We start from the raw sequence: 26,948 nt of genomic DNA, 5'->3' as shown, positions 1-26,948 counted from the left end.
CTGGCCGACGGCGTGACCTTCACCGGTCGCGGCGAGCCAGGCGCAACCGTGCAAGTCCGTAACGCCGCCGGCACCCTCATCGGCACTGGCACTGTTGGCGCCGATGGCCTGTTCAGCTTGACGTTGAACCCTGCGCAGGCCAATGGCGAAGCACTGGACGTACGTCTGGTGGATGCGGCCGGCAACACGTCTGCACCATTGCAATTCGATGCCCCGGATATCACGCCACCTGGCGCAGTAAGCAATATCGTGGTCGGCGCTGATGGCCTGGCACTGAGCGGCCGTGGTGAGCCGGGTGCCACCGTCGAGGTACGCGATGCCAACGGTAACGTCATCGGCTCTGGCGTAGTCGGTGCCAACGGCACCTTCCTCATCGACCTGAATCCAGCCGCGCAACCGGGCGAGCAACTGAGCCTGGTGCAAACCGACCCAAGCGGCAACGCCTCGGTGGCCCTGGAGTACGACGTACCGCAGACCACGGCACCAGTTAGCCCGAGCAACCTGGCCATTGATGCCGACGGCACTACTCTGACTGGTTCCGCGCCAGCGGGCAGCCGCGTCGAAGTACACGACGCCAACGGCACCCTGATCGGCAGCGCCATCGCCAATGCCGACGGCACTTTCAGCATCGAGCTGAGCCCGGCCCAGGCCAACGGCGAACTGCTGGACGTGGTCGCCATCGATGACAGTGGCGTATCCTCGCTGCCGGCACAAATCACCGCGCCGGACATCACTGCGCCTGCCGCACCGACCGAGCTGGCCGTCAGCACGGATGGTAGCGTCACCGGCCGTGCCGAACCCGGCAGCACCGTGCGTATCGTTGCCGCCGATGGCACCGAACTGGGCACGGCCGTGGTCGGCCCGACCGGCGTGTTCAGCATCAATCTCGCGCCGCCACAAGTCGATGGGGAAGTGCTGCAAGCCACGGCAACAGATGCCGCCGGCAACACATCGCCCACCAGCGTGGTTACCGCGCCGGACATCGACGGTGTCGATACCACGCCACCGGCAGCCCCGACCGACCTGGTAATCGGCCTGGCCGGCAGCCAGCTGAGCGGGCGCGGCGAGCCTGGCACCACTGTGCAGGTTCGCGATGCGGCAGGTACTGTGCTGGCTACCGGCACTGTCGCTGCCGATGGTAGCTTCGCAATAACCCTGACCCCTGCCGTTACCGACGGCAGCGCGCTGCAAGTAACCCTCACCGACGCCGCTGGCAACGTCTCGCAACCCGGCTCGGTCACCTCGCCGGACCTGCAGGCCCCTGCCCAGCCCACCGAGCTGGCTTTGGCTGACGGCGTGACCTTCACCGGTCGCGGCGAACCGGGTGCCACCGTGCAGGTGCGTGATGCCGGTGGCAACATCATCGGCACGGGTGTAGTCGGCGCCGATGGCCTGTTCAGCGTGACCCTTGCGCCTGCCCAGGCCAACGGCGAAGCCCTGGACGTACGCCTGGTAGATACCGCCGGCAACAGCTCTGCCCCACTGCAGTTCGATGCGCCGGACATTACCCCTCCGACGGCGGTCAGCAACATCGTGGTCGGCAACGACGGCCTGGCCCTGAGTGGTCGCGGCGAAGCTGGCGCCACTGTCGAAGTGCGTGATGCCAACGGCGCCGTGATCGGCACCGGTGTGGTTGCCGCCAATGGCACCTTCCTGATCAACCTCGACCCGGCGGTACAGCCGGGTGAGCAACTGAGCCTGGTGCAGACCGACCCGAGCGGCAACGCCTCCGTTGCCCTCGAGTACGACGTACCGCTGACCACCGCCCCGGTAAGCCCCAGCGACCTGGTGTTCGCCGAAGACGGCAGCAGCATCAGCGGTACGGCACCAGCAGGCACCCGCGTGGAAGTGCATGATGCCAACGGCGCGCTGATTGGCAGCGTCGTAGCGGGCCCCGATGGCAGCTTCACCGTGGTCCTCGACCCGGCCCAGGCCAATGGCGAACTGCTGGACGTGGTGGCCATCGACGATGCTGGCGTATCGTCCCTGCCAACACAGATCACCGCGCCGGACATCACCGCACCTGCCGCCCCAAGCGAACTGGCGGTCAACGCTGACGGTACGGTAGTCACCGGCCGTGCCGAACCAGGCAGCACCGTGCGTGTGCTGGCCGCCGATGGCACCACCGTGCTGGGTAGCGTGGTGGTGGGCGCCACGGGCAGCTTCAGCATCACCCTCGACCCGGCCCAGGTCGACGGCGAAGTACTGCAAGTCACCGCCACCGATGCGGCAGGCAACACCTCGACCGCTGGCTCGGTCACCGCGCCAGACATCGACGGGGGCGATACCACGCCACCTGACGCACCGACCAACCTGGTGATCGGCCTCGCCGGCAGCCAGTTGAGCGGGCGTGGCGAGGCCGGCACCACGGTACAAGTGCGGGACGCCGCAGGCACCGTGCTGGCAACCGGCACTGTCGGCCCGGATGGCACCTTCGCGGTAACCTTGTCCCCTGCCGTGAACGACGGCAGCACATTGCAAGTCACCCTCACCGACGCCGCTGGCAACGTCTCGCAACCGGGCTCGGTCGCCTCGCCAGACCTGCAAGCCCCGACACAGCCGACCGAACTGGCCTTGGCCGATGGCGTCACCTTCACCGGCCGCGGCGAACCTGGCGCCACGGTGCAGGTGCGCAATAGCGCCGGCAACGTGATTGGTACCGGCCTGGTCAACGCGGACGGCACCTTCAGCGTCACCCTGTTCCCGGCCCAGGCCAACGGCGAGGCGCTGGACGTGCGGTTGGTGGATACCGCTGGCAACAGCTCTGCACCGCTGCAGTTCGATGCACCGGACATCACCCCGCCTGCTGCTGTCAGCAATGTCGTAGTCGGTACCGGTGGCCTGGTGCTCAGCGGTCGCGGCGAGGCCGGTGCCACCGTCGAAGTGCGTGATGCCCTCGGCACTGTCATCGGCACTGCCACGGTCGGCGCCAACGGCACCTTCGTGGTCAATCTCGACCCGGCAGCCCAACCGGGCGCCGCACTGAGCTTGGTACAGACCGACCCGAGCGGCAATGCGTCCGAAGCCTTGCAGTTCGAGGTGCCCCTGACCCCTGCCCCGGCCAGCCCAAGCGATCTGGTGGTGGCGGCTAATGGCACCAGCATCACGGGTGCTGCACCGGCCGGCAGCCGCGTGGAAGTACGCGATGCCAACGGTAACCTGGTCGGCAGCGTGGTAGTGGGCGCCGAAGGCACCTTCACCGTCATCCTCAACCCGGCCCAGGCCAACGGCGAGCTGCTGGATGTGGTCGCCATCGACGGCACGGGTGCATCGTCCCTGCCGGTGCAGATCAGTGCGCCGGATATCACCGCGCCGTCCGCCCCGAGCGAACTCGCGATCAATGCCAACGGTACCGTCGTCACCGGCCGTGCCGAAGCGGGCAGCACCGTGCGTGTGCTGGCCGCCGATGGCACTACCGTGCTGGGTACGGCGGTAGTGGGCGCCACCGGCAGCTTCAGCATCACCCTCAGCCCCGCACAGGTGGACGGTGAAGTGCTGCAAGTCACCGCCACCGACGCCGCCGGCAATGCCTCCAGCGCCGGTAGTGTCACGGCCCCAGACATCGACGGTGTCGACACCACGCCACCTCAGGCCCCGACCAACCTGGTCGTCGGCCTGGCCGGTGGCCAACTGAACGGCCGTGGCGAAGCGGGCGCCAGCGTGCAAGTACGCGATGCCCAAGGCAACGTGCTGGCCAACGGAACGGTCAACCCGGATGGCACCTTCCAGATCACCCTGGCCCCGCCGGTGAACGATGGCAGTACGCTGCAAGTGGTGCTGACCGATGCCGCCGGCAATGCCTCCACCCCTGGCACGGTGGCCACCCCAGACCTGCAGGCCCCCGCCCAGCCGACCGGCCTGGACCTGGCCGGCGGCGTTACCTTGACCGGTAGCGGTGAAGCTGGCGCTACCGTGCAGGTGCGCGACGCCTCGGGCAACGTGATCGGCACTGGCGTGGTCAACCCGAACGGCAGCTTCAGCGTTACCCTGTCCCCTGCCCAGGCCAATGGCGAAGTCCTCGACATCCGCCTGGTGGACGCCGCGGGTAATGTCTCGACCCCATTGCCGTTCGATGCACCGGATACCACGCCGCCTGCCGCAGTCAGCAACATCGTGGTCGGTACAGCCGGCCTGACCCTGAGCGGTCGCGGCGAAGCCGGGGCCACCGTCGAAGTACGCGACGTCAATGGCACCGTGATCGGCACGGGCACGGTGACCGCCAACGGCACCTTCCTGCTCGACCTGGACCCGGCCGCGTTGCCGGGCGAGCGCCTGAGCCTGGTGCAGACCGACGCCAGCGGCAATGCGTCCGAGGCCTTGACCTTCGACGTACCGCTTGTGCCCACACCGGCCAGCCCGAGCGACCTGGTAGTCGCTGCGGATGGCACCAGCGTCAGCGGGTCCGCGCCGGTCGGCAGCCGCGTGGAAGTGCATGACGCCAACGGCGCCGTGGTCGGCAGCATCGTGGTGGGTGCCGAGGGCACCTTCACCGTGGTGCTCAACCCGGCCCAGGCCAACGGCCAGTTGCTGGACGTGGTCGCCATCGACAACAACGGGGCCTCGTCACTGCCGGTACAAGTGACCGCGCCCGACATCACCGCACCTGCCGCACCAAGCGAACTCGCCGTCAGCGCCAACGGCAGCGTGGTGACCGGGCGTGCCGAGGCCGGCAGCACCGTGCGTGTGCTGGCAGCCGACGGCACTACCGTGCTGGGCAGCGTCGTGGTCGGTGCCGGCGGTACGTTCAGCATCGGCCTCACCCCGCCACAAGTGGCGGGCGAGCAATTGCAGGTGACCGCCACCGATACCGCAGGCAATGCCTCCACAGCCGGCACCGTCACTGCACCGATCATTGATAACGGCGGTGATACCACACCGCCAGCGCCTGCCACCCAACTGGTGATCAGCGTCGATGGCCGCACGGTGTCCGGCCGTGGTGAAGCAGGCACCACTGTGGAGGTGCGTAACGATCAGGGCCAGGTGCTGGTAAGCGGCACCGTGCAACCGGATGGCAGCTTCAATGTGCAACTGCCAACCCCGGTGGTGGATGGCTCGTCGCTGCAAGTGACCCTGACCGATGCCGCCGGCAACGTCTCTACACCTAGCCCACTGACGGCGCCGGACCAGGTAGCACCGCTGCAACCCGCCGACCTGGTGCTGAGCAATGGCGACAGCCTGGTCGGCACTGCAGAAGGGGGCGCCCGGGTGGAAGTGAAAGATGCCTCGGGCAACCTGATCGGCAGCGCCATTGCCGGGCCGGATGGCAGCTTCAGCCTGACCCTCGACCCGCCACAGGCCAATGGCGAAACCCTGTCCATCACTGTGACCGATGCGGCAGGCAACACCTCGGTGCCGCTGAGCTATGTGGCCCCGGACATCACCGCACCGACGATTGTCACCGACGTGGTTGCAGGCGATGGCAGCCTGGCCGTGTCTGGCCGTGGTGAGCCCGGTGCCACGGTGGAAGTGCGGGATACCCAAGGTGTCGTGCTCGGTTCTGGCATCGTGGCGCCCAATGGCACCTTCGTGGTTGACCTGGAAGCACCGCTGGCCGCAGGTGAGAACATCGTGCTGGTGCAGACCGATGCCGCCGGCAATACCTCGGCAGGGGTCAGTGTGACCGTTGCCGATACCCCGCTGCCCGAAAGCCCGAGTGGCGTGGTGGTGGCCGGCGACGGCTCCAGCGTTTCCGGTACTGCACCGGCCGGTACGCAGGTGCAAGTGCGTGACGCACAGGGCAATGTGCTGGGCAGCGTTGAGGCCGGCCAGGATGGCAGCTTCACCATCGGCCTGAGCCCGGCCCAGGCCAACGGCGAGACACTGGATGTGGTGGCGGTTGACGGCGCTGGCAACAGCTCGCTGCCGACCCAGATCACCGCCCCCGATATCACCCCGCCCAATGAAGCCAGCGAACTGCAACTGAGTGCCGATGGCGGCCTGCTCACCGGCCGCGGCGAAGCGGGCACCACCGTACAGGTGATCAGTGCAGACGGCACTGTGCTGGGCAACGCTCAGGTCGGTGCCGACGGCGTGATAAGCGTGGTCCTGATCCCGCCGCAGACCGACGGTCAGGAACTGGACGTGGTACTGCGCGACCCAGCGGGCAATACCTCGACCGCCACCATCGTGGCACCGGACACCGATGGCCCGCTGCAACCCTCGGGGCTGGCCATCGATAGCGCTGGCATTCACCTCACCGGCCAAGGCCAGAACGGTTCCATCGTCACCGTGCGCGACGCCGACGGCAACGTGCTGGGCACCGCCACCGTAGGCGCCGACGGCCGCTTCGATGTCACCCTCAACGCACCGCAGCGCAATGGTGAAAGCCTCACAGTCGAAGCCACTGACAACCTGGGCAACAGCGCAGGGCCCGTAGACTTCACTGCACCCGACTCCACCCCTCCGCAAGTGGTCACCACCCCGGCCATCGATGGCACCGGCACCACGGTCACCGGCAACGGCGAACCCGGTGCCACCGTCACCGTGCGCGGGCCGGACGGCAGCGTGCTGGGCAGCACCGTGGTCGGCGCTGGCGGCGCATTCGAAATCACCCTCGACACGCCGCAGACCAACGGCCAGGCACTGACCGTGGAGCAACGCGACCCGGCTGGCAACCTGTCAGCGGCAGTCGACTTGCCAGCACCGGATACCCAGGCACCCGATATACCCACCGGCCTGATTCTGGCTGGCGACGGCAGCAGCCTGAGCGGCAGCGGCGAGCCAGGTGCGCAGGTGACCGTGACCGGCACTGGCGGCGCCATACTGGGCACCGCAACGGTCCAGCCTGACGGTACCTTCCAGGTGACAATCGACCCGCCACAGCTCAATGGCCAGACGCTGTCTGTCACCCAGGCCGACAATACTGGCAACGACTCGCTCGCTGGCACCGTCACTGCACCTGACCTCGAGGCACCGCTGCCGGCGCAAGGCCTGGGCCTTGACCCTACCGGCACCGTGCTCAGCGGGCAGGGCGAGCCTGGCAGCACCGTAGAGGTACGCAATGCCGCGGGTGACCTGCTAGGCACCATTGCGGTGGATACAGACGGCACGTTCGAAGTGACACTTGCCCCCGCCCAGACCAACGGTGAAGTATTGTCGGTGGTGCTGATCGATGGCGGCGGCAATGCCTCGCCGTCGGCCACCTTCACCGCTGACGACAGCACTGCGCCCACTGCGCCTGCGGGCCTTTCCATTACCCCGGGCGGCAGCGCCATCCAGGGTACCGGTGAGCCAGGTTCCACGGTAGAAGTGCGGCTTGCCGACGGCACGTTGATAGGCACCATCGTCGTCCCAGCAGGCGGCAACTTCACGGTGCCACTGTCGCCCGCCCAACTGGACGGCCAGGCCCTCGATGTGACGCTGATCGATGCCGCCGGCAATGTCTCGCAAGCCAGCCAGATCGTTGCACCGGACATCACCCCACCGGCCCTGCCGACCGACGTGGCCGTCAACGGCGATGGCACTGCTGTGACTGGTAACGCACCTGGCGCCAGTTCGGTGACCGTGAGCGATGGGGCCGGCAATGTGATCACTGTGCCGGTCAACCCGGATGGCAGTTTCAGCGTGCCGCTGGATACCCCGCAGAACAACGGCCAGACCGTGACCGTGGTGGTGACCGACGCAGCCGGTAATGACTCGGCGCCGGTCTCTGTCACCGCACCGGACACCACCGATCCCCTGCCGGCCACCGGCATTAGCGTGAGCCCGGACGGCGGCACGGTCGGCGGCACCGCCGAGCCTGGCAGCACGGTCGAAATCCGCAACCCGGATGACACCGTACGCGGCACCGTAACCGTAGGGCCGGACGGTACCTTCGTGGTGCCGGTCGACCCGCCGTTGGCAACCGGCGAAACCGTCGCTGTGGTGGTGATCGACCCTGCCGGCAATGAATCACCCGAGGTGCCGGTAGCTGGCCCGACAGGCACGGAAGTGGCCACACCGTCGGCCCTTGCCATCAGCGCCGACGGCTTCCTGTTGACCGGCCAAGGTACAGTCGGCTCGCTGATTACCGTGACCTCCGGGGGCACCACCCTGGGCACCGCCACGGTTGGCAGCGACGGCACCTTCCGTGTGTTCTTCCAGAACGCCCAGCTCAACGCCCAGACCTTGCAGGTCAGTGCCAAGGCTACCGTCGATGGCCAGCCTTCGGTGCCAGCCATCGTCGTCGCCAATGACACTACGGCCCCGAACGCGCCGGCCCAGGTAACCCTCAACGCCACCGGCAGCACGCTGACCGGCCAAGGCGAAGTGGGTGCCACCGTGCGCGTGACAGATGCCCAGGGCACGCTGCTGGGGACCGCCACCGTCGGCAGCAATGGACTGTTCAGCATCAGCTTCTCGCCGGCCGTGGCCAATGGGCAGAGCCTGATCGTGACCCAGGCGGATGCTGCCGGTAACGTTTCGCTCGCGGCCACCCTGCAGGCGCCCGACCTGCAGGCACCGCTGGCGGCCAGCAACCTCAGCCTCAACGGTGCGGCCACCGTGCTCAGCGGCCAGGGTGAAGCCGGTGCCAGCGTCACTGTACGCGACGCCAGCGGCGCCATCCTGGCCACTGGCACCGTCAACCAGAGCGGCCAGTTCCAGATCACCCTGCCCAGCGCGCAAGTCACCGGCAGCCCGCTGCAGGTCACCCTCAGCGATGCTGCGGGCAACGTCTCCGGCCCAGCCAGCCTGGCCACACCAGACCGCACACCGCCAGCGGCCATCAGTAACCCGCAGTTGAGCCAGGATGGCCGGCAGCTTTCCGGCAGCGGTGAGGTGGGCGCTACGGTACAGGTACGCAACGCTGCCGGTGCGGTGCTCGGGACCGCCACGGTGGGCGCCGACGGTCGCTTCACGGTGACCTTCGACACCCCGCAAGCCAACGGCCAGGCTATCGGCGTCACGCAAGTGGATGCCGCCGGCAACACGTCGCCAGCAGTCAATGTGACGACCCCGGACCTGACACCACCAGCGCCGCTGACCGACGTGGTGTTGAACAACAACGGCCTGACCCTGACCGGCCTGGGCGAAGCCGGCGCCACAGTTACCGTACGCGGCCCGGATGGCACCATCATCGGCACCGGCCTGGTGGCGGCCAATGGCAGCTTTACCCTCACACTCAACAGTGCCCAGCTCAACGCCCAGCACCTGAGCGTTACGCAGACGGACGCGGGCAACAACACCTCCACCGCCGTGGCAGTCACCGCGCCGGACTTCACCCCGCCTGCAGTTCCCACCGCACTCGCCCTGTCCGGTACCGGGCTGCAACTGACTGGTAACGCCGAAGCCGGCAGCACCGTGACCGTACGCGATGCCAGCGGCAACGTGCTGGGCACGGCGGTAGCCGGCAGCAACGGCACCTTCCAGGTCGCCCTCAACAGCGCCCAGACCAATGGCCAGACCTTGCAGGTGACCGCCACCGACGCAGCCGGCAACGTGTCGCCGACCGCGCCTTACACCGCAGCCGACACCACACCGCCAGCCGCCGTGACCAACCTGGCGGTTTCCGCCAGTGGCGCCACGCTGACAGGTAATGGCGAAGCAGGCGCAACCGTGACCGTGCGGGCACCCGACAATACCGTGCTGGGCACCACCACGGTCGGCGCCGACGGCCACTTCAGCGTCACCCTGTCGCCGGCCGCGATCACCGGTGAAAGCCTGAGCGTGGTCCAGGCCGATGCCGCACAGAACGTCTCCCCTGCGCAAAGCGTCACTGCGCCGGGTGTTCTGGCACCGGCAACACCGGACAACCTGGTACTGGCCGGCGACGGCCTGTCGGTGACCGGCACGGCCGACGCGGGCAGCACAGTCAAGGTGTATGGCCCCAACGGCGTATTGCTGGGCAGCAGCCCGGTTGCCAACGACGGTACCTTCACGGTCAACCTGGGCAGTGCTCAGGCCAATGGTGAAGTGCTGCAGGTCAGCGCAACGGGCACCGATGGCAGCGTATCGCTGCCTGCCACCTTGCAGGCACCGGACACCACGGCACCGCAACCGCTGACCAACCTGGTGCTGTCCAGCGACGGCGTTGTGCTCAGTGGCCGCGGCGAGGCAGGTGCCACCGTTACCGTGCTTGGCGAAGGCGGTATCGAACTGGGTACGGCCGTGGTCGATGCCAGCGGCAACTTCAGCGTCAACCTGGGCGCCGCACAGATCAACGGCGAACAGCTCAGCGCCAGCCAGTCCGATGTGGCCGGCAACGAGTCCAACAGCGTCAGCCTGATCGCCCCTGACCGCGTCGCCCCGGATGCTGCCGGTAACCTGGCCTTCGCCGGGGGTGGCAGCCTGCTCGACGGTACTGGTGAAGCAGGTGCCGCCGTGCGGGTAATCGCCGCCGATGGGTCGGTGCTGGGCAGTGCAACGGTGCGTGCCGACGGCACCTTCCAGGTCAACCTCACATCGCCTCAGGCCAACGGCCAGCAAGTGCAAGTGGTGCTGACCGATGCGGCTGGCAACCAGTCTGCCGCCAGCGCCATCACTGCACCCGACACTACGCCGCCAACGGCGCCTGCCGAACTGGCCGTTTCCGGGGATGGCGTCACCCTCACCGGCCGTGGCGAAGCAGGCGCGCTGGTGACCGTGACCAACCCGGCCGGCGACGAAATCGGCAGCGCCATCGTCGATGCCAGCGGCCACTTCACCATCACCCTGAACCCGGCACTGGGCAACGCCGAGCTGCTCAGCTTCACCCAGGCCGATGCGGCCGGCAACGTGTCGGCGGTGGCAACCCTGCAAACCCCGGACTTCACCCCGCCAGCACCGCTCACCCAGGTGGTGATCAACGCCGACGGCAGTGTGGTCAGCGGCCAAGGCGAAGCCGGCGCGACGGTAATCGTGAGCAACGCCGCCGGTACCGTACTGGGCACAGGTACCGTGCTTGCCGACGGCAGCTTCCGCGTCGAACTGTCACCCGCGCAAATCAACAACCAGTTGCTGTCGGTGCTGCAGGCCGACCCACCCGGCAACGTCAGCCTGCCAGTCGACGTGCGAGCGCCGGACCACACGCCACCTGCGGCGGCAACCGAGCTGCGGCTCAATGCGGCAGGCGACGAGCTGGGCGGAGTCGGCGAAGTGGGCGCCACCGTGCGCGTCTTCGTCGGTACCACGCAGGTCGGTACCGGCACAGTGGGCGCCGACGGCACCTTCATCGTCGAGCTTGATGGCGCGCAGCTCAACGGCCAGGTACTGCAGGTAACCCTGACCGATGCAGCCGGCAACATCTCACCAATCAGTTCGGTCACGGCGGTGGACACCACGCCACCGGCCACCGTGATCGCCACCATCAACGACAGCGGTACCCAGGTGATCGGTACTGCCGAAGCCGGCACGCGTGTCACCGTGGTCAACAACAACGGCGACCTGCTGGGCCAGGTGACGGTCGACCCGGACGGCACCTTTGTCCTCAACCTGAACAACCCGCAGATCAACGGCGAAGTCCTCACCGTCATCGCCCAGGACGCCACCGGTAACCCGTCGGCGCCCCTGCAGGTGAACGCGCCAGACCTCACGCCGCCAGTGCAACCCGATAACCTGTTGCTCAACCCGGCAGGCACGTCGATGACCGGTACGGCAGAAGCCGGCACCACCATCACGGTGCGCGACCCGGACAACAACGTCGTAGGCATCGTGGAAGTGGGTGCAAACGGCCAGTTCACCGTGCCGATCAACCCGCCGCAGAACAACGGCCAGTTGCTCACGGTGGTGTCCACGGACGATGCCGGCAACGCGTCTGTGGTTGTGCCCTATCAGACCAACGACACTTCACCGCCTGGGGTGGTCACCGACATGGCCATCAACAACACGTTCGATGTGCTGACCGGCAAGGGCGAGCCTAATGCCACCGTCACCATCAGCCGCGGCGGATCGGTGATCGGCACTGGCACCGTAGATGCCGCGGGTAACTTCCAGATAACGCTGGTGCCGGCGGCGGGCTCGCTGGCAACCCTGGCAGTGACGCAATCCGACGGCATCAATACCTCCGCGGTCGCGACGTACGTCACCCCACTGATCGCACCGCCAGTGCCCCCCACCAACGTGACGCTGGGCAGCGACGGCCTGACCTTGGCCGGTAATGCGCCGAGTGGCGTGGGCATCCGCGTCTACGATGCCGCAGGCAACCTGATCGGCACAGGCGGCGCTACCCTGAACGGCACCTTTACCCTGACGCTGAACACAGCGCAGCTCAACGGCCAGCATATTTCGGTGACTGCTGTAGCACTGGTAGGCGGTGAATCGCAGCCGACCTTCCTGCAAGCCGCCGACATCACGCCACCGGCCAACCCGCTGGTGACCGGGCTGTCTCTGAACGGCCTGGTGCTGACCGGCACCGGTGAAGCCGGTGCCACGGTGACCGTGCGCGACGCCAGCAACAACGTGCTCGGCACCGCGGTAGTGAATGGCGGTGGCGTGTTTACCGTCAACCTGAACGCCGCACAGCTCAACGGCCAAGTACTGGGCGTGAGCCAGGCCGATGCTGCGGGCAATGTGTCCGGCAGTACCAGCTACACCGCCACGGACGTGCAACCACCTGCAACACCGACCAACGTCACCATCAACGGCGCGGGAACCGTGCTCACCGGTAACGGTGAAGCGGGCGCCACCGTGACGGTCCAGGGCCCGAACGGCCAGGTCGGCACCGGAGTGGTGCAAGCCGACGGCACCTTCACCATCAACCTGGCCTCGCCACAGAACGACGGGCAACTGCTGGTGGTGCGCCAGGCCGATGCTGCCGGTAACCTGTCCGGTAGCACCAGCCTGACCGCGCCAGACACCACCCCGCCAGCCGCACCGCTGGCCACCATCAACGCCAACGGCACCTCGGTCAGCGGTTCTGGCCAGATCGGCAGCACGGTCACCGTGCGCAACAGCGCCGGCACCGTGCTGGGGACCGCGACGGTGGGCAGCAACGGCCTGTTCGTGGTCAGCCTGACTGCGGCGCAGATCGACAACCAGGCACTCAGCGTCACCCTCACCGACAGCGTCGGCAACGTCTCCACCGGCACTACACTGACCGCACCAGACCTGACCCCGCCTGCGGCTGCCGGCAACCTGCTGATCAGTGCCGACGGCGGTACCCTGACCGGTACTGGCGAAGTGGGCGCCACCGTGACCGTACGCAGCGCCAGCGGTACCGTGCTGCAAACCACGACGGTGCAGCCGAACGGCACCTTTACCGTGACCCTGAGCCCGCCTCAGGACAACGGCCAGATCCTCTCGGTGACCCTCAGCGACCCGCGCGGCAACGTGTCGGGCAACGTCAACGTCACCGCGCCGGATGTGGATGCCAACGCGCCGGTCATCGCCAGCGACAACCTGGCCACGGCCACGGTCAACCTGGCAGCGGTCAGTGCCACCAAGACTTACACAGACAGCTTCACCACGCTGTTGTCGGGCTTCTCGAAGACCTACACCTGGACGGTGGCGGCAGGCACCACGGCCGATCCGACCCTCACACTGACCACCAACAGCGTGCTGGCGCTGCTCAACAACACCAGCTTCACCCTGCAGGTAAAAGACGCCAGCGGTGCCTGGGTGACCATCGCCACCGGTAACACGCAGGGCCTGCTCGACCTGATCGTGCTGCCGATCGGTTTGCAGGTGGACATCGGCGTGCTGCAAGCCGGTGACTACCGGCTGACCGTGGGCAGTGGCGGCATCGGCCTGGTGACCAACGTGAGCACCACGCTGGACATCACCTCCACCAGCCTGACCCAGTTCACCGGCACCGGCACGGCCACCTCGGGCAACGTCATCACCGACGTGGGCACCGATGGCGCGGTCGACGCCCGTGGCCCGGACAGCGCCGCCGTGCTGCAAGTGCTGAAAAACGGCAGCTATGTCTCGGCCGGTACCTCGACCACGGTCCAGGGCCAGTACGGCACCCTGGTGATCAGTGCCGATGGCAGTTACACCTACACGCCTAACGGCAGCCCGAACAGTGTCGGCAAGGTGGACGTGTTCAGCTATCAGCTGGTGCACCCGAACGGCCTGTCCGATACCGCCAACCTGTACGTGCGCATCGACAGCCCGCAAGCCACGGAGGTCTGGAGCAACACCAACTACGCTGCACCGGCCACGGTGGTCGACGCAGTCAACGATGTCGGTACCAGCCACGTCACCCTGGCCAACCGCGTGGACACCAGCAGCAGTACGCTGGGCTCGCTGAGCCTGCCGGTGATCGGTACCCGCCAGGCCACCTACACCACCACGGTTGCCGCCGATACCACGGCCAACCTGCAGGTGGTGGTCAACTCCACCAACCTGTTGAGCCTGCTCAACGGCACCACCATCGAGCTGCTCAAGCTCAACCCGGCCACCGGCCAGTACGTGCTGGTGCAGTCGGTGCCGGGTGGTTCACTGATCAGCCTGCTGGGTGGCGGCGCGGGGTATACCTTCCAGAACCAGGGGACCGGCACCTACCACGTACGTGTCACCGCCGGCGGCATCGGCCTGCTCAGCTCCATCACCACCAGCCTCAACGCCACCACCACGCACCTGACCGAGTTCGTGGTCAGCGGCGCCACGGCAGCCACCGGCAACCTGCTGAGTGACGACAACGTCGGTTCGGCACTGACCGTGCTGAGCGTGCTGACAGCGGCCAACACCTACACCATCCCGGGCTACAACGGGGTGAGCGTGGCCGGCACCTACGGCACGCTGCTGGTGCATGCCGACGGCAGCTACACCTACACGCTCAACCCGGGGCTTACCTCGGCGGTGGTCGGCCAGCACGACACCTTCACCTACGAGCTGACCCACCCGAACGGCACCACCGACACCGCAACGCTGACCGTCAACCTGGACAATGCTGCCGGCCTCACCACCTTCACTTCGCTGCAGGCCGACACCGGTGACGAGGCCGTAGCGCTGGCCAGCCTGGCAGCCGCCACCGATGTGATCGCCGGCACCGACGGCAACGACCACCTCGATGGCAGCCAGGGTGGCCACATCACCCTGCAGGGTGGTGCGGGCAACGACACGCTGGTGGTGGTCGACCAGAACTTCGCCAGCGTCGAGGGTGGTACGGGTACCGACACCCTGCTGTGGGGCGGCGGCGATGCCAGCATCGACCTGGGCAACCTGGCCGGGCGCGTGCACGACATCGAAGTCATCGACCTCAACGACACCAGTTCGGTGGCGCTTACCCTGAACCTGGCGGACGTGGTGGCAATCACCGAAACCGGCACCGACACACTCATCATCAAAGGGGACGACAAAGACTCGGTTCACATGACGGACAACTGGACGCTGGTCGGGAACCAAACTGCCGACGGTATCGACTATAACCAATACACGGCCCAGGAGGATCCAAGCCACCACCTGTGGGTGCAGAACGGTATCCATGTGGTCTGAGGCCGCTGCAAACCCGCCGGGCAAATGCCCGGCGGCAAGGACGACCAGCAGTAAGGGAACTATGTGAAGCGAAGCAGTCCGCTGTCACCGCTGTTGCTGGGAGCCTTCGGGCTCCTGGCCCTGAACTTCCACCCGGTTGCCCAGGCAGCCGATGACATAGACCCTCAACTGCGCCAGATCGGGCCATCGCTGTTACGCGATGCGCCCGAAGCGGTGCCCGCACGCCCCGCCACCGGCATGGCCCCGGTCGCCAGTGGCGAGCGGCTGGGGCTGACCGACGCGGTGCTGCAGGCCGCTCAATGGCACCCCAGCATCGCCGAGGCCATCGGCAACCTCTATAAGCAGGGCGAAGGCATCAACGTCGCCCGCGCCGGGTATTACCCGCAGATTTCCGGCGGTATCCGCACCGGTTATGACACCGGTTATGGCGGCGACCGCAACAGCCAGGCCCTGAACCTGTCGCTCAAGCAGATGCTCTACGACTTCGGCAAGGTCGACAGTGCCGTCAGCGCGGCCCAGGCGGCCGCCGCGCGCGCCCAGGCCAATATCCTGCTGGTGGTCGACGACCTGGCCCGCGACACCGCTTATGCCTGGATCGAAACTCGCCGCTACGAGCAACTGATGACCATTGCCCGCGACCAGATTCGCGGGGTCGGTGACATTGCCGGCATGGCCCGCCAGCGCAGCGACATGGGCGCCAGCACCCGCTCCGACGTGGTGCAGGCAGAGTCACGGGTGGAAAGCGCCCGCGCCACGCTGGAGGAATACCAGTCGCAGTACGAGCGCTGGCGTTCGACCCTGGCGGCGCTGATGGGGCGCATCACCCCACCGGCGCTGGCCGAGGATTCGCCAGCAGCGCTGAATCAGGCCTGCAAGCGGCCCTCGCAAGGCGATGACCGCCTGCCTGCCGTGCTGATGGCCCTCGCCCAGCGCGCCCAGGGCCAGGCCGAGCTGGCCCAGGCCAAGGCCGAGGCCTACCCGACCCTGTCGTTGCAACCGCAGGTCAACCACTACCTGGACAACGACTACAACCGCGACAACTCACGCATGGACCGGACCCAGGCGGGCATCTACCTGAACGTCGAGGTACCTATCTATCAAGGGGGTGCCATCAGTGCCCGCAGCCGCGCCGCCGGTCACGCCCTGACCGCCGCCGACTCCGCCGAAGATGCGGCCCGCCTGCAAGCCCGTCGTGGCCTGGCCGAGGCCATGGCACAAACCTCCGGGCTAGGCCGCCGGCTGACTTCGCTGGAAGCGCGCCAGGTCAGCATCCAGGAAGCGCGGATGCTCTACGGCCGCCAGTACCTGGACCTGGGCACGCGGCCCCTGCTCGACCTGCTCAACGCCGAGCAGGAGATCTACCAGTCACGCTTCGAACTCGCCGGCACCCGCTCCGACCTGCTGCGCCTGGATGTCGACTGCCTGTACAACACCGGCGCCCTGCGCACGGCCTTTGGCCTTGAGGGGCGCAACCTGCAAGGGGTGGAGATCCAGCCATGACCGATTCGATCAATGTGACCCTGCCTGAACAACCCACGGCCCCCGCGGCCGAAGCGCCTCATCGACCGGACCTTGGGCCGTGGCTGGAAGTGATGCTGCAGGTGGCGCACCACTACCGCCTGGACGTGTCGCCCCAGCGTATTCGCCTGGCCGCCGTCGAGGATGCCCGCCCGCTGGATGAAATCCTTCGCCACATGGCGCGCCAGGCCGGCCTGGCCCTGCGCTTCGTGCGCTTCGACGCCAAGGGCTTGCGACAGTGGCGTACACCGCTGGTACTGGAACTGGACGATGGCCAGCTGGCAGTGGTGGAGTCGGTCACCGAAGAGGACGACCTGGCGGTGGTGTTTGCCGGTGACCAGGGCCTGACCTCTCGCCTGCCCCGCGACAGCCTCAAGGGCCGCATCAACCGCGTTGCGCTGCTGCGCCCGGCTCGGCCACTGCGCGATGTGCGCACCGATGACTACACCGCACCCTACGACCGCCACTGGTTTGCCCGCATCGTGCTGCGCGACCTGCGCCCCTATGGGCAAGTGATGGTCGCCTCGCTGGTCGCCAACGTATTGGCCCTGGCGGGGGTTCTGTTCTCGATGCAGGTGTACGACCGGGTGATCCCGGCCGAGTCGCTGCCAACCCTGTACGTGTTGTTCGGGGGTGTAGTGCTGGCGCTGGTGTTCGACTTCAGCATGCGCCTGCTGCGGCTGAAGGTGACCGACCTGCTCGGCAAACGCGCCGACCTGCGGGTGAGCGACCTGGTCTACGGGCATGCCCTTCGCCTGCGCAACTCGGTGCGGCCGAAGTCCACCGGGTCGTTCATCTCGCAGTTGCGCGAGCTGGAATCGATCCGCGACCTGATCACTTCCAGCACCGCCACGGCGCTGGCCGACCTGCCGTTCTTCCTGTTGTTCCTGTTCGTGTTCTGGCTGATCGGCGGCGTGCTGGTGTTCATCCCGCTAGCCGCGCTGCTGGCCATGGTGGTGCCTGGGGTACTGGCGCAACGGCGCCTGGCGCGGCTGGCCAATGCCTCCATGCGTGAGTCGGCGCTGCGCAACGCCATGCTGGTAGAAAGCATCCAGGGCCTGGACGAGATCAAGGCACTGCAGGCCGAAGCACGCTTCGAACGGCAGTGGAACCAGTACAACGCCGCCTGCGCCCACACCAACCTGCGCCTGCGCACCCTCACCAACGGCCTGGTGACCTGGACCCAGAACGTGCAGGGCGCGGTGTTTGCCGTGGTCATCGTGGTCGGCGCACCGATGGTCATCGCCGGCGACCTTACTACCGGTAGCCTGGTGGCGGCGTCGATGCTGTCGTCGCGGATGATGGCGCCACTGGCGCAGCTGACCCATGTACTGACCCGCTGGCAGCAGGCCAAGGTGGCCCTGCAAGGGCTGGACAAGCTGATGCAGTCACCGGTCGACCACCCCGAAGGCGAAGCCCGCGTACACCTGCCGGCGATTCGTGGCGAGTACCGCTTGCGCCAGGCCAACTTCCGCTACAGCGAGGAGTCCCCGCCAGTGCTGAACATCGGCCAGCTGGATATCCAGCCGGGCGAGCGCATTGCCGTGCTCGGGCGCAACGGCGCCGGCAAGTCGACCCTGCTGCAAGCCTTGGGAGGGGCTATGGACCTGGTGCAAGGCGAGGTCAGCCTGGACGGCATCGCCATGGGCCACCTCGACCCTGCCGACCTGCGCCGTGACGTGGGCCTGCTGCCACAGTACGCGCGCTTGTTCCACGGCACCCTGCGGGAAAACCTCACCCTCGGCGCCGGCCAGGCCAGTGACCAGGAGCTGGTAGCCGCGCTGGCTGCCACTGGCGCGCTGGACTTCGTCCGCCGCCTGCCCAAGGGCATGGACCACCTGATCCTGGAAGGCGGCCTGGGCTTGTCCGGCGGCCAGCGCCAGGCCCTGGTGCTGTCGCGCCTGCTGGTGCGCCAGCCGCAAGTACTGCTGCTGGACGAGCCGACCGCGTCGCTGGACGACATGACCGAGCGCAAGCTGCTGGATAACCTCGAACGCTTCTGCCAGGGCCGCACCCTGGTGATCGCCACCCACCGCCTGAGCGTGCTGCAACGGGTCGACCGCATCCTGGTGCTGGACGGCGGGCGCATCGTCATCGATGACACCCGCGATGCCGCGCTGGCCAAACTGCAAGGAGCCCAGGCATGAGCAACCATGAACTCCCGGCCTCCTACCTGGATGGGCAGGACGACCAGGCGGTGTTCCGCGCCGGCCGCATCATCACCATTTGCGCCTTGATGCTTGCCGCGTTCCTGGCCTGGGCCGCCTGGTTCGAGGTGACCGAAGTGTCCACCGGCACCGGCAAGGTGATCCCCAGTTCGCGGGAGCAGGTGATCCAGTCGTTCGAGGGCGGCATCGTCGCGCAGATGAGCGTGGCCGAAGGCGACCTGGTCGAGCGCGGCCAGGTGCTGGCCCAGCTCGACCCGACCAAGACTGCCTCCAGTGTTGGCGAGAGCGACGCCAAGTACCGCGCTGCCAAGGCCAGCCAGGCCCGCCTGCAGGCCGAGGTGACGGGCAAGCCGCTGACATTCCCGGAAAGCCTGCGCGACTCGCCCGACCTGATCGAAGCCGAAACCGCGTTGTACCAGACACGTCGCCGCGGCCTGGAGCAGACCCTGGCGGGCATCCAGGACTCGCTGCAACTGGTGCGCAGCGAGCTGAAGATTACCGAGAACCTGGCAAAGATGGGCGCCTCCAGCCGGGTTGAAGTGATCCGCCTGAACCGCCAGCGTTCGGAGCTGGAGCTCAAGGCCAACGAAGCCCGCTCCGACTACCTGGTGCGTGCCCGGGAAGAGCTGGCCAAAGCCAGCGCCGAGGCCGACAGCCTGTCGGAAGTGGTCCGCGGGCGCAGTGACTCGCTTACCCGCCTGACCCTGCGCTCGCCGGTGCGGGGCATCGTCAAGGACATCGAGGTCAACACCCTGGGCGGCGTGGTGCAGCCCGGTGGCCAGGTGATGAAGATTGTGCCGATGGACGAACGCCTGCTGATCGAAACCCGCATCGCGCCGCGCGATATCGCCTTCATCCACCCGGATCAAGCGGCCAAGGTCAAGATCAGTGCCTATGACTATTCGGTGTATGGCGGGCTGGATGGCAAGGTGGTGGGGATCTCGCCGGACACCCTGCAGGATGAAGTGAAACCGGAAATCTACTACTACCGGGTGTTCATCCGCACCGAGCAGGACAGCTTGCAGAACAAGGCCGGCAAGCACTTTGCGATCGTGCCGGGGATGATTGCCACGGTGGATATCCGCACCGGCGAGAAGACCATCCTCGATTACCTGATCAAGCCGCTGAACCGGGCCAAGGAGGCCCTGCGGGAACGGTAGTGGCTGTAGGAGCAGCCTTGTGCTGCGAAGAGGCCATCGCTGCCCAAGATGATCTTTTGCCTTGCCGGCCTCTTCGCAGCGCAAGGCTGCTCCTACAGGGAAATGAGCGAGCCTGAGCGATTGGGCCATTGCCGGCAAAGCAAGGCTAAAGCCCAGCCTGAACAGGCCGATAACCAGTTATCCCCTGTTCCCCACCGAAGGTCACCATGGCCACGCAAAATGCCCGCGCGGACTCGCTGTCCCTGCTGCTGTTCACCCTGCGCAGCGGCAAGTTGATGGCAATCAACCTGCTCAAGGTCAGCGAAATCATCCCCTGCCCGCCGCTGACCAAGCTGCCGGAATCGCACCCCAACGTGAAAGGTGTGGCGACCCTGCGTGGCCATTCGCTGTCGGTCATCGACCTGTCACGCGCCATCGGCGAGCGGCCACTGGAAGACCCGCAAGGCGGCTGCCTGATCGTCACCGAGATCAGCCGCTCGCGCCAAGGCCTGCATGTGCAGGCGGTGAGCCGCATCGTGCATTGCCTGAGCACCGACATCAAACCGCCGCCCTTTGCTTCGGGCAACCGCTCGTACATCACCGGCGTGACGCGCGTCGACAACACCCTGGTGCAGGTGCTGGACATCGAAAAAGTCATCCACTCCATCGCCCCACCGCAGGCCGAACCGCCTCACGGCACCTTGAGCGAAGAAGACGCCAGCCTGCTGGCCGCCGCCAATATCCTGGTGGTGGACGACAGCCAGGTGGCGCTGCAGCAGTCGGTGCACACCCTGCGTAACCTGGGCATCGAATGCCACACCGCGCGCAGCGCCAAAGACGCCATCAACGTGTTGCTGGAGCTGCAAGGCACCGCCCAGGAGATCAACATCATCGTCTCCGACATCGAAATGAGCGAAATGGACGGCTACGCCTTCACCCGTACCCTGCGCGAAACCCCTGACTTCCAGCACCTGTACGTGCTGCTGCACACCTCGCTGGACAGCGCCATGAGCAGCGAGAAGGCAACCCAGGCCGGGGCCAACGCCATCCTCACCAAGTTCTCCTCGCCAGAGCTGACCGATTGTCTGGTGGTGGCCGCACGTACCGTGGTGTTTGCCGAGCACTGATATATTAAGCGACAAACTCCCCGGCTTGCCGCCGGGGGTGAGTCGGGCATAATTCGCGCCCCTCGCAAGCAACTTGCCGGAATCGCGTATGAAGTTTTTCAGCTCTATCCTGATCACCTGCGCCCTCTTCAGCGGTATCGCCCAGGCCTCCAGCAGCCAGGCCTGGAACGAGCAGCGCCAACAGATGCTCAAGGCCTGCCTGGCCGCCAGCCAGTTCAAGGATGCCCACGCCCGCGGCAAGCCCGCCGAGTTCGATGACCAGGTCGGCATGAGCGCCCTGCTGGTCGAAGGCGTCTACCCGCAGAAGCACATGCAGCAACGCACCGGCACCGAGCTGTGCCTGTACGACCGCCAGCACCAGCGTGCCTTCATCAGCGAGTGGAGCCCGGAAGCCAAGTGACCGACAGCTTGCGATTCGGTTGTACCGGCTGCGGCAAGTGCTGCACCGGGCACCATGTGCCCCTGACGCTGGCCGAGGCCCGCCGCTGGGCAGATGATGCCGGCCAGGTGATAGTGCTGATCGAGGCCTTCGTGGCCGATGGCCCCGGCATGCCGCCTGAGCAGCGCGAACATGTGTTGCGCCGCTCGTATCCAGTGGCCTGCGGCGACGGCGAGGCACGTGTGTCGGTGACCTTCGCCGCGTTCAACCCCGGGCGTTGCCGCAACCTCGACGACAACGACCTGTGCACCATCTACGACCAGCGCCCGTTGGTCTGTCGCATCTACCCGGTAGAAATCAACCCGCACATTCCGCTGCGCCCGGACAGCAAGGACTGCCCGCCGGAAGCCTGGCAGCAAGGGCCAGAGCTGATTCACGGCACGCAACTGGTGGATGCGGAACTGGAAGCACTGGTGCAAGCCTCGCGACAGGCCGACCGCGATGACATTGCCGCCAAGGTGGCGGTATGCCAGGCGCTGGGCATGACCACCAGTGCGCTCAAGGGCAATGGCTTTACCGCCTACCTGCCGGACATGGGCGCGTTTGCCACGGCGCTGGCGCGCGAGCAGTGGGATAACGATGGGCAGTGGACCTTGCATGTGGAGGATGAAACGCTGGTCGCCAGCTTGCAGGGGCTTGGTTTGCGCACTACCAGCGAAACCCCGGTGTACTACGCCTTCATCGGTTTCTAAACAAGACGTACGCGATCCCCTTGTAGGAGCGGCCTTGTGTCGCGATCGGGCTGCGAAGCAGCCCTAGGATTTCGGCGTTACCACATAGATTGCCGGGGCCGCTTCGCGGCCCGATCGCGACACAAGGCCGCTCCTACACGGGATCGCCTTCTGCGGCACGCGAAACTGACAGCGCTGTCAGCCAGCCGTCACGCTGCCGACCTGGTTCGGGGGCTATAAGATTGAGTACAGACAACCGTTTCCCTCCCTTCTGGCCAAGGTGCCCGCACCGATGCGACGTCCGTCCCGCTCTGCCTTCCTCGCCGCCCTGGCGCTCCTGGCCCTGGTGGTAGCAGGCATCTGGTTCAGCCAGCGCCAACCCGCACCGGCTACTCGCGCCCAAACCGCCATACCGGTACGCGTGGTCAGCGTCGCCCAGCAGGACGTGCCGCGCTATGCCAGCGCCATCGGCTCGGTGCTGTCGCTGCACAGCGTCGAGGTCCGGCCACAAGTGGAGGGGATACTCACTCAAGTGCTGGTCAAGGAAGGCCAGTGGGTCAAGCAAGGCGACCTGCTCGCCACCCTCGACGACCGCAGCATCCGCGCCAGCCTTGACCAGGCCCGTGCACAACTCGGCCAAAGCCAGGCACAGATCCAGGTGGCCGGCGTCGACCTCAAGCGCTACCGCCTGCTCAGCAGCGATGATGGCGTGTCCAAGCAAACCCTCGACCAGCAACAGGCACTGGTCAACCAGCTGCAGGCCACGGTCAAGGGCAACCAGGCGGCCATCGCCAATGCCGAGGTGCAACTCTCCTACACCCAGATACGCTCACCGGTAACCGGGCGCGTCGGCATCCGCAATATCGACCCCGGCAACCTGGTGCGCACCAGCGACACCCAAGGGCTGTTCAGCGTGACGCAGATCGACCCGATCGCTGTGGAGTTCTCGCTGCCGCAACAGATGCTGCCGACCCTGCAAGGCCTGCTGAAGGCGCAAACGCCTGCGCTGGTCGAGGCCTACATGGATGCCGATGGCGAGCGCAACCTGCTGGGCGCAGGCCACCTTGCGCTGATCGACAACCAGATTTCGGCCAACACCGGCACGGTGCGGGTCAAGGCAGAATTCGACAACAAGGACGGCCTGCTGTGGCCGGGGCAACTGGTCACCGTACGGTTGCGCACGGCAATGGACGAAGACGCCCTGGTGGTACCGCCCCCGGTGGTGCAACGCAGCATCGATGGCCACTTCGTCTACCGCGTCGACGGCGACAAGGTCACCAGCGTGCCGGTCAAGGTGCTGTACCAGGACAGCACGCTGAACATCGTCGCCGGGGTCAAGGCCGGGGACCAGCTGGTGCTCGACGGCCAGTCGCGCCTCAAACCCGGTTCCAGGGTCGAGATCACCCCTGATGCCCCGGCGCCTGCCGAGATGGCCGACCGCAGGAGCCAGCCATGAACACCCGCAATGGCGTCTCGGCCTGGTGCATCGACCACCCCATCGCCACCCTGCTGCTGACCTTCGCCCTGGTACTGCTGGGCGCCATCGCCTTCCCGCGGCTGCCCGTGGCGCCGCTGCCCGAGGCCGACTTCCCGACCATCCAGGTCACTGCCCAGCTGCCCGGTGCCAGCCCGGAAACCATGGCCTCGTCGGTGGCCACGCCGCTGGAGGTGCAGTTCAGCGCCATCCCCGGTATGACCCAGATGACCAGCAGCAGCGCGCTGGGCTCGACCACGCTGATCCTGCAGTTCACCCTCGACAAGAACATCGACACCGCCGCGCAGGAGGTGCAGGCGGCGATCAACACCGCCACCGCCCGCCTGCCCCAGGACCTGCCCAGCCCGCCCACCTGGCGCAAGGTCAACCCGGCCGACAGCCCGGTGGTTATCCTCACCGTCAGCTCTGCACAGATGCCCGGCAACGAGCTCAGCGACTACGCCGAAACCCTTCTCGCCCGCCAGCTCAGCCAGATCGACGGGGTCGGCCTGATCAACATCACCGGCCAACTGCGCCCGGCCATACGGGTGCAGGCACAACCCGAGAAACTGGCAGCCATCGGCCTGACCCTGGCCGACGTGCGCCTGGCCATCCAGCAGACCAGCCTGAACCTGGCCAAAGGCGCGCTGTACGGCGAGCACAGCGTCTCGACCATCGCCGCCAACGACCAGCTGTTTCACCCCGAAGACTATGCGCAGCTGATTGTCAGCTACCGCAACGGCGCCCCGGTGCACCTGAAGGACGTGGCCAAGGTCATCAACGGTGCCGAGAACGCGTATGTAAGGGCCTGGTCGGGCAATCAGCCGGGGCTTAACCTGGTGATCTTCCGCCAGCCCGGGGCCAATATCGTCGACACCGTGGACCGGGTGCTCGACGCCTTGCCGCGCTTGCAGGAAATGCTCCCGGCGTCGGTTGAAGTGTCGGTGCTGCAGGACCGCACCCAGACCATCCGCAGCTCGCTGCACGAGGTCGAGCTGACCCTGATGATCGCGGTGGCGCTGGTGATCGGGGTAATGGCGCTGTTCCTGCGTCAGTGGTCGGCCACCTTCATTGTCTCCAGCGTGCTCGGCGTCTCACTGATCGCCACCTGCGCGCTGATGTACGTGTTCGGTTTCAGCCTCAACAACCTGACCCTGGTGGCCATCGTCATTGCCGTCGGTTTCGTGGTCGATGACGCGATCGTCGTGGTGGAAAACATCCATCGCCACCTGGAAGCCGGCGACGATAGCCGCACCGCGGCGCTCAAAGGCGCCGGCGAGATCGGTTTCACCGTGGTGTCGATCAGTTTCTCGCTGATCGCCGCGTTCATTCCGCTGCTGTTCATGGGCGGTGTGGTGGGCCGGCTGTTCAAGGAGTTCGCCCTGACCGCCACGGCGACCATCCTGATTTCGGTGGTGGTATCGCTGACCTTGGCCCCCACTCTTTCGGCGCTGTTCATGCGCCGCCCACCCGGCGACCACCAGGGCGGTTTCGGCCAGCGCCTGCTGGGCTGGTACGAAAAAGGCCTGGACCGCGCGCTGGCCCACCGGCGGATCACCCTGGGGGTGTTCGGCATTACCCTGGCGCTGGCCGTGGCCGGCTACGTGGGCATCCCCAAAGGCTTCTTCCCGCTGCAGGACACCGGCTTCATCCTTGGCACCACCGAGGCAGCGGCGGATGTGTCCTACCCGTCGATGATCGAGAAGCACCTGGCGCTGGCGAAGATCATCGGAGACGACCCGGCAGTGCGCGCCTATTCGCACTCGGTGGGGGTGACCGGCAGCAACCAGACCATCGCCAACGGCCGTTTCTGGATCTCGCTCAAGCCCCGCGGCGAGCGAGACGTCTCGGCCAGCGAATGGATCGACCGGCTCCGCCCGAAGCTGGCCCAGGTGCCGGGCATCGTCCTGTACATGCGCGCCGGCCAGGACATCAACCTCAGCTCCGGCCCGTCACGCACCCAGTACCAGTACGTGCTCAAGAGCAATGACGGGGTCGCGCTCAACCTGTGGACCCAGCGCCTGACCGACCGCCTGCGGGAAAACCCGGCGCTGCGCGACCTGTCCAACGACCTGCAACTGGGCGCCAGCGTCACCCGCATCGATATCGACCGCCAGGCTGCGGCGCGTTTCGGGCTGACCACCACCGACGTCGACCAGGCCTTGTACGATGCCTTCGGCCAGCGCCAGATCAGCGAATTCCAGACCGAGACCAACCAGTACAAGGTCATCCTCGAACTGGACGCGCAACAGCGTGGCAAGGCCGAAAGCCTCAATTTCTTCTACCTGCGTTCGCCCCTGACCAACGAGATGGTGCCGCTGTCAGCCCTGGCGCATGTCGCCGCGCCAAGCACCGGGCCGCTGTCGATCAGCCACGACGGCCTGTTCCCGGCCGCCAACCTGTCGTTCAACCTGGCCCCCGGCGTGGCCTTGGGCGACGCGGTGCAGATCCTGGAGCGTGCGCAGCGCGAGCTAGGCATGCCCGACTCGATCACCGGCAACTTCCAGGGCGCCGCCCAGGCGTTCCAGAGCTCGCTGTCGAGCCAGCCCTACCTGATCCTCGCCGCGCTGGTGGCGGTTTACATCATCCTTGGCGTGCTCTACGAGAGTTTCGTCCACCCGCTGACCATTATCTCCACCCTGCCCTCCGCCGGCCTGGGCGCGATCATCCTGCTGTGGGCCAGCGGGCAGGACTTCAGCATCATGGGCCTGATCGGCGTGGTACTGCTGATCGGTATCGTCAAGAAGAACGGCATCCTGCTCATCGACTTCGCCCTCGAAGCCCAGCGCCACCACGGCATGACGCCCGAGCAGGCGATACGCCAGGCCTGCCTGGTGCGCTTCCGCCCGATCATCATGACTACCCTGGCCGCATTGCTGGGCGCAGTACCGCTGATGTTCGGCTTTGGCACCGGCGCCGAGCTGCGCCAGCCACTGGGCATTGCGGTGGTGGGCGGCCTGCTGGTGAGCCAGGCCCTGACGCTGTTTACCACCCCGGTCATATACTTGGCCCTGGAGCGCCTGTTCCACCGCCGCCAGGCTGCCCCTGCGGCAGCGCCAAGTGCCAGCTAGGACAAGAC

9 protein-coding genes are annotated in these 26,948 nt (G+C 66.7%); all 9 read left to right on the top strand.

Annotated elements, in window-relative coordinates; genetic code table 11:
• Nucleotides 1-15,333 (top strand): BapA/Bap/LapF family large adhesin (locus ABI582_RS27605; RefSeq protein ID WP_442120863.1); only part of this gene is annotated, 15,333 nt, incomplete at its 5' end.
• A 63-nt stretch (nucleotides 15,334-15,396) separates the two neighbouring features.
• Nucleotides 15,397-16,833, top strand: coding sequence for a TolC family outer membrane protein (locus ABI582_RS27600; protein WP_016501435.1), 1,437 nt, complete (start codon nucleotides 15,397-15,399; stop codon nucleotides 16,831-16,833).
• Entirely contained in the window at nucleotides 16,830-18,998 is a 2,169-nt protein-coding gene (locus ABI582_RS27595; RefSeq protein WP_016501436.1) for a type I secretion system permease/ATPase, read from the top strand. The genes ABI582_RS27600 and ABI582_RS27595 overlap by 4 nt, the downstream gene beginning before the upstream one ends.
• The gene (locus ABI582_RS27590) at nucleotides 18,995-20,179 is read left to right on the top strand and encodes an HlyD family type I secretion periplasmic adaptor subunit (protein ID WP_258655292.1); all 1,185 of its coding nucleotides are present in this window, start codon (nucleotides 18,995-18,997) and stop codon (nucleotides 20,177-20,179) included. Before ABI582_RS27595 ends, ABI582_RS27590 begins: the two co-directional genes overlap by 4 nt.
• A 206-nt stretch (nucleotides 20,180-20,385) precedes the next feature.
• Nucleotides 20,386-21,285, top strand: a complete 900-nt coding sequence (locus tag ABI582_RS27585) for a chemotaxis protein (RefSeq protein WP_049277265.1) — start codon at nucleotides 20,386-20,388, stop codon at nucleotides 21,283-21,285.
• Between the two features lie 88 nt (nucleotides 21,286-21,373).
• Nucleotides 21,374-21,685 carry a hypothetical protein gene (locus ABI582_RS27580; protein ID WP_016501439.1) on the top strand — a complete coding sequence of 104 codons (312 nt, stop codon included), beginning with the start codon at nucleotides 21,374-21,376 and terminating at the stop codon, nucleotides 21,683-21,685.
• Nucleotides 21,682-22,416, top strand: a complete 735-nt coding sequence (locus ABI582_RS27575) for a YkgJ family cysteine cluster protein (protein WP_442120862.1) — start codon at nucleotides 21,682-21,684, stop codon at nucleotides 22,414-22,416. The genes ABI582_RS27580 and ABI582_RS27575 overlap by 4 nt, the downstream gene beginning before the upstream one ends.
• 271 nt (nucleotides 22,417-22,687) lie before the next feature.
• Complete coding sequence (locus tag ABI582_RS27570; protein WP_442120861.1) at nucleotides 22,688-23,851, top strand: efflux RND transporter periplasmic adaptor subunit; 1,164 nt, start codon at nucleotides 22,688-22,690, stop codon at nucleotides 23,849-23,851.
• On the top strand, nucleotides 23,848-26,940 hold the full coding sequence (locus ABI582_RS27565) for a multidrug efflux RND transporter permease subunit (RefSeq protein WP_258655286.1): 3,093 nt from the start codon (nucleotides 23,848-23,850) through the stop codon (nucleotides 26,938-26,940). The genes ABI582_RS27570 and ABI582_RS27565 overlap by 4 nt, the downstream gene beginning before the upstream one ends.
• The last annotated feature ends 8 nt before the right edge of the window (nucleotides 26,941-26,948 follow it).

This window comes from Pseudomonas sp. SAS7 (assembly GCF_052112345.1).
Lineage (GTDB): Bacteria > Pseudomonadota > Gammaproteobacteria > Pseudomonadales > Pseudomonadaceae > Aquipseudomonas > Aquipseudomonas putida_Q.
Note: the sequence above shows the minus strand (reverse complement) of the source record. Positions and strands in the feature narration are given on the sequence as shown.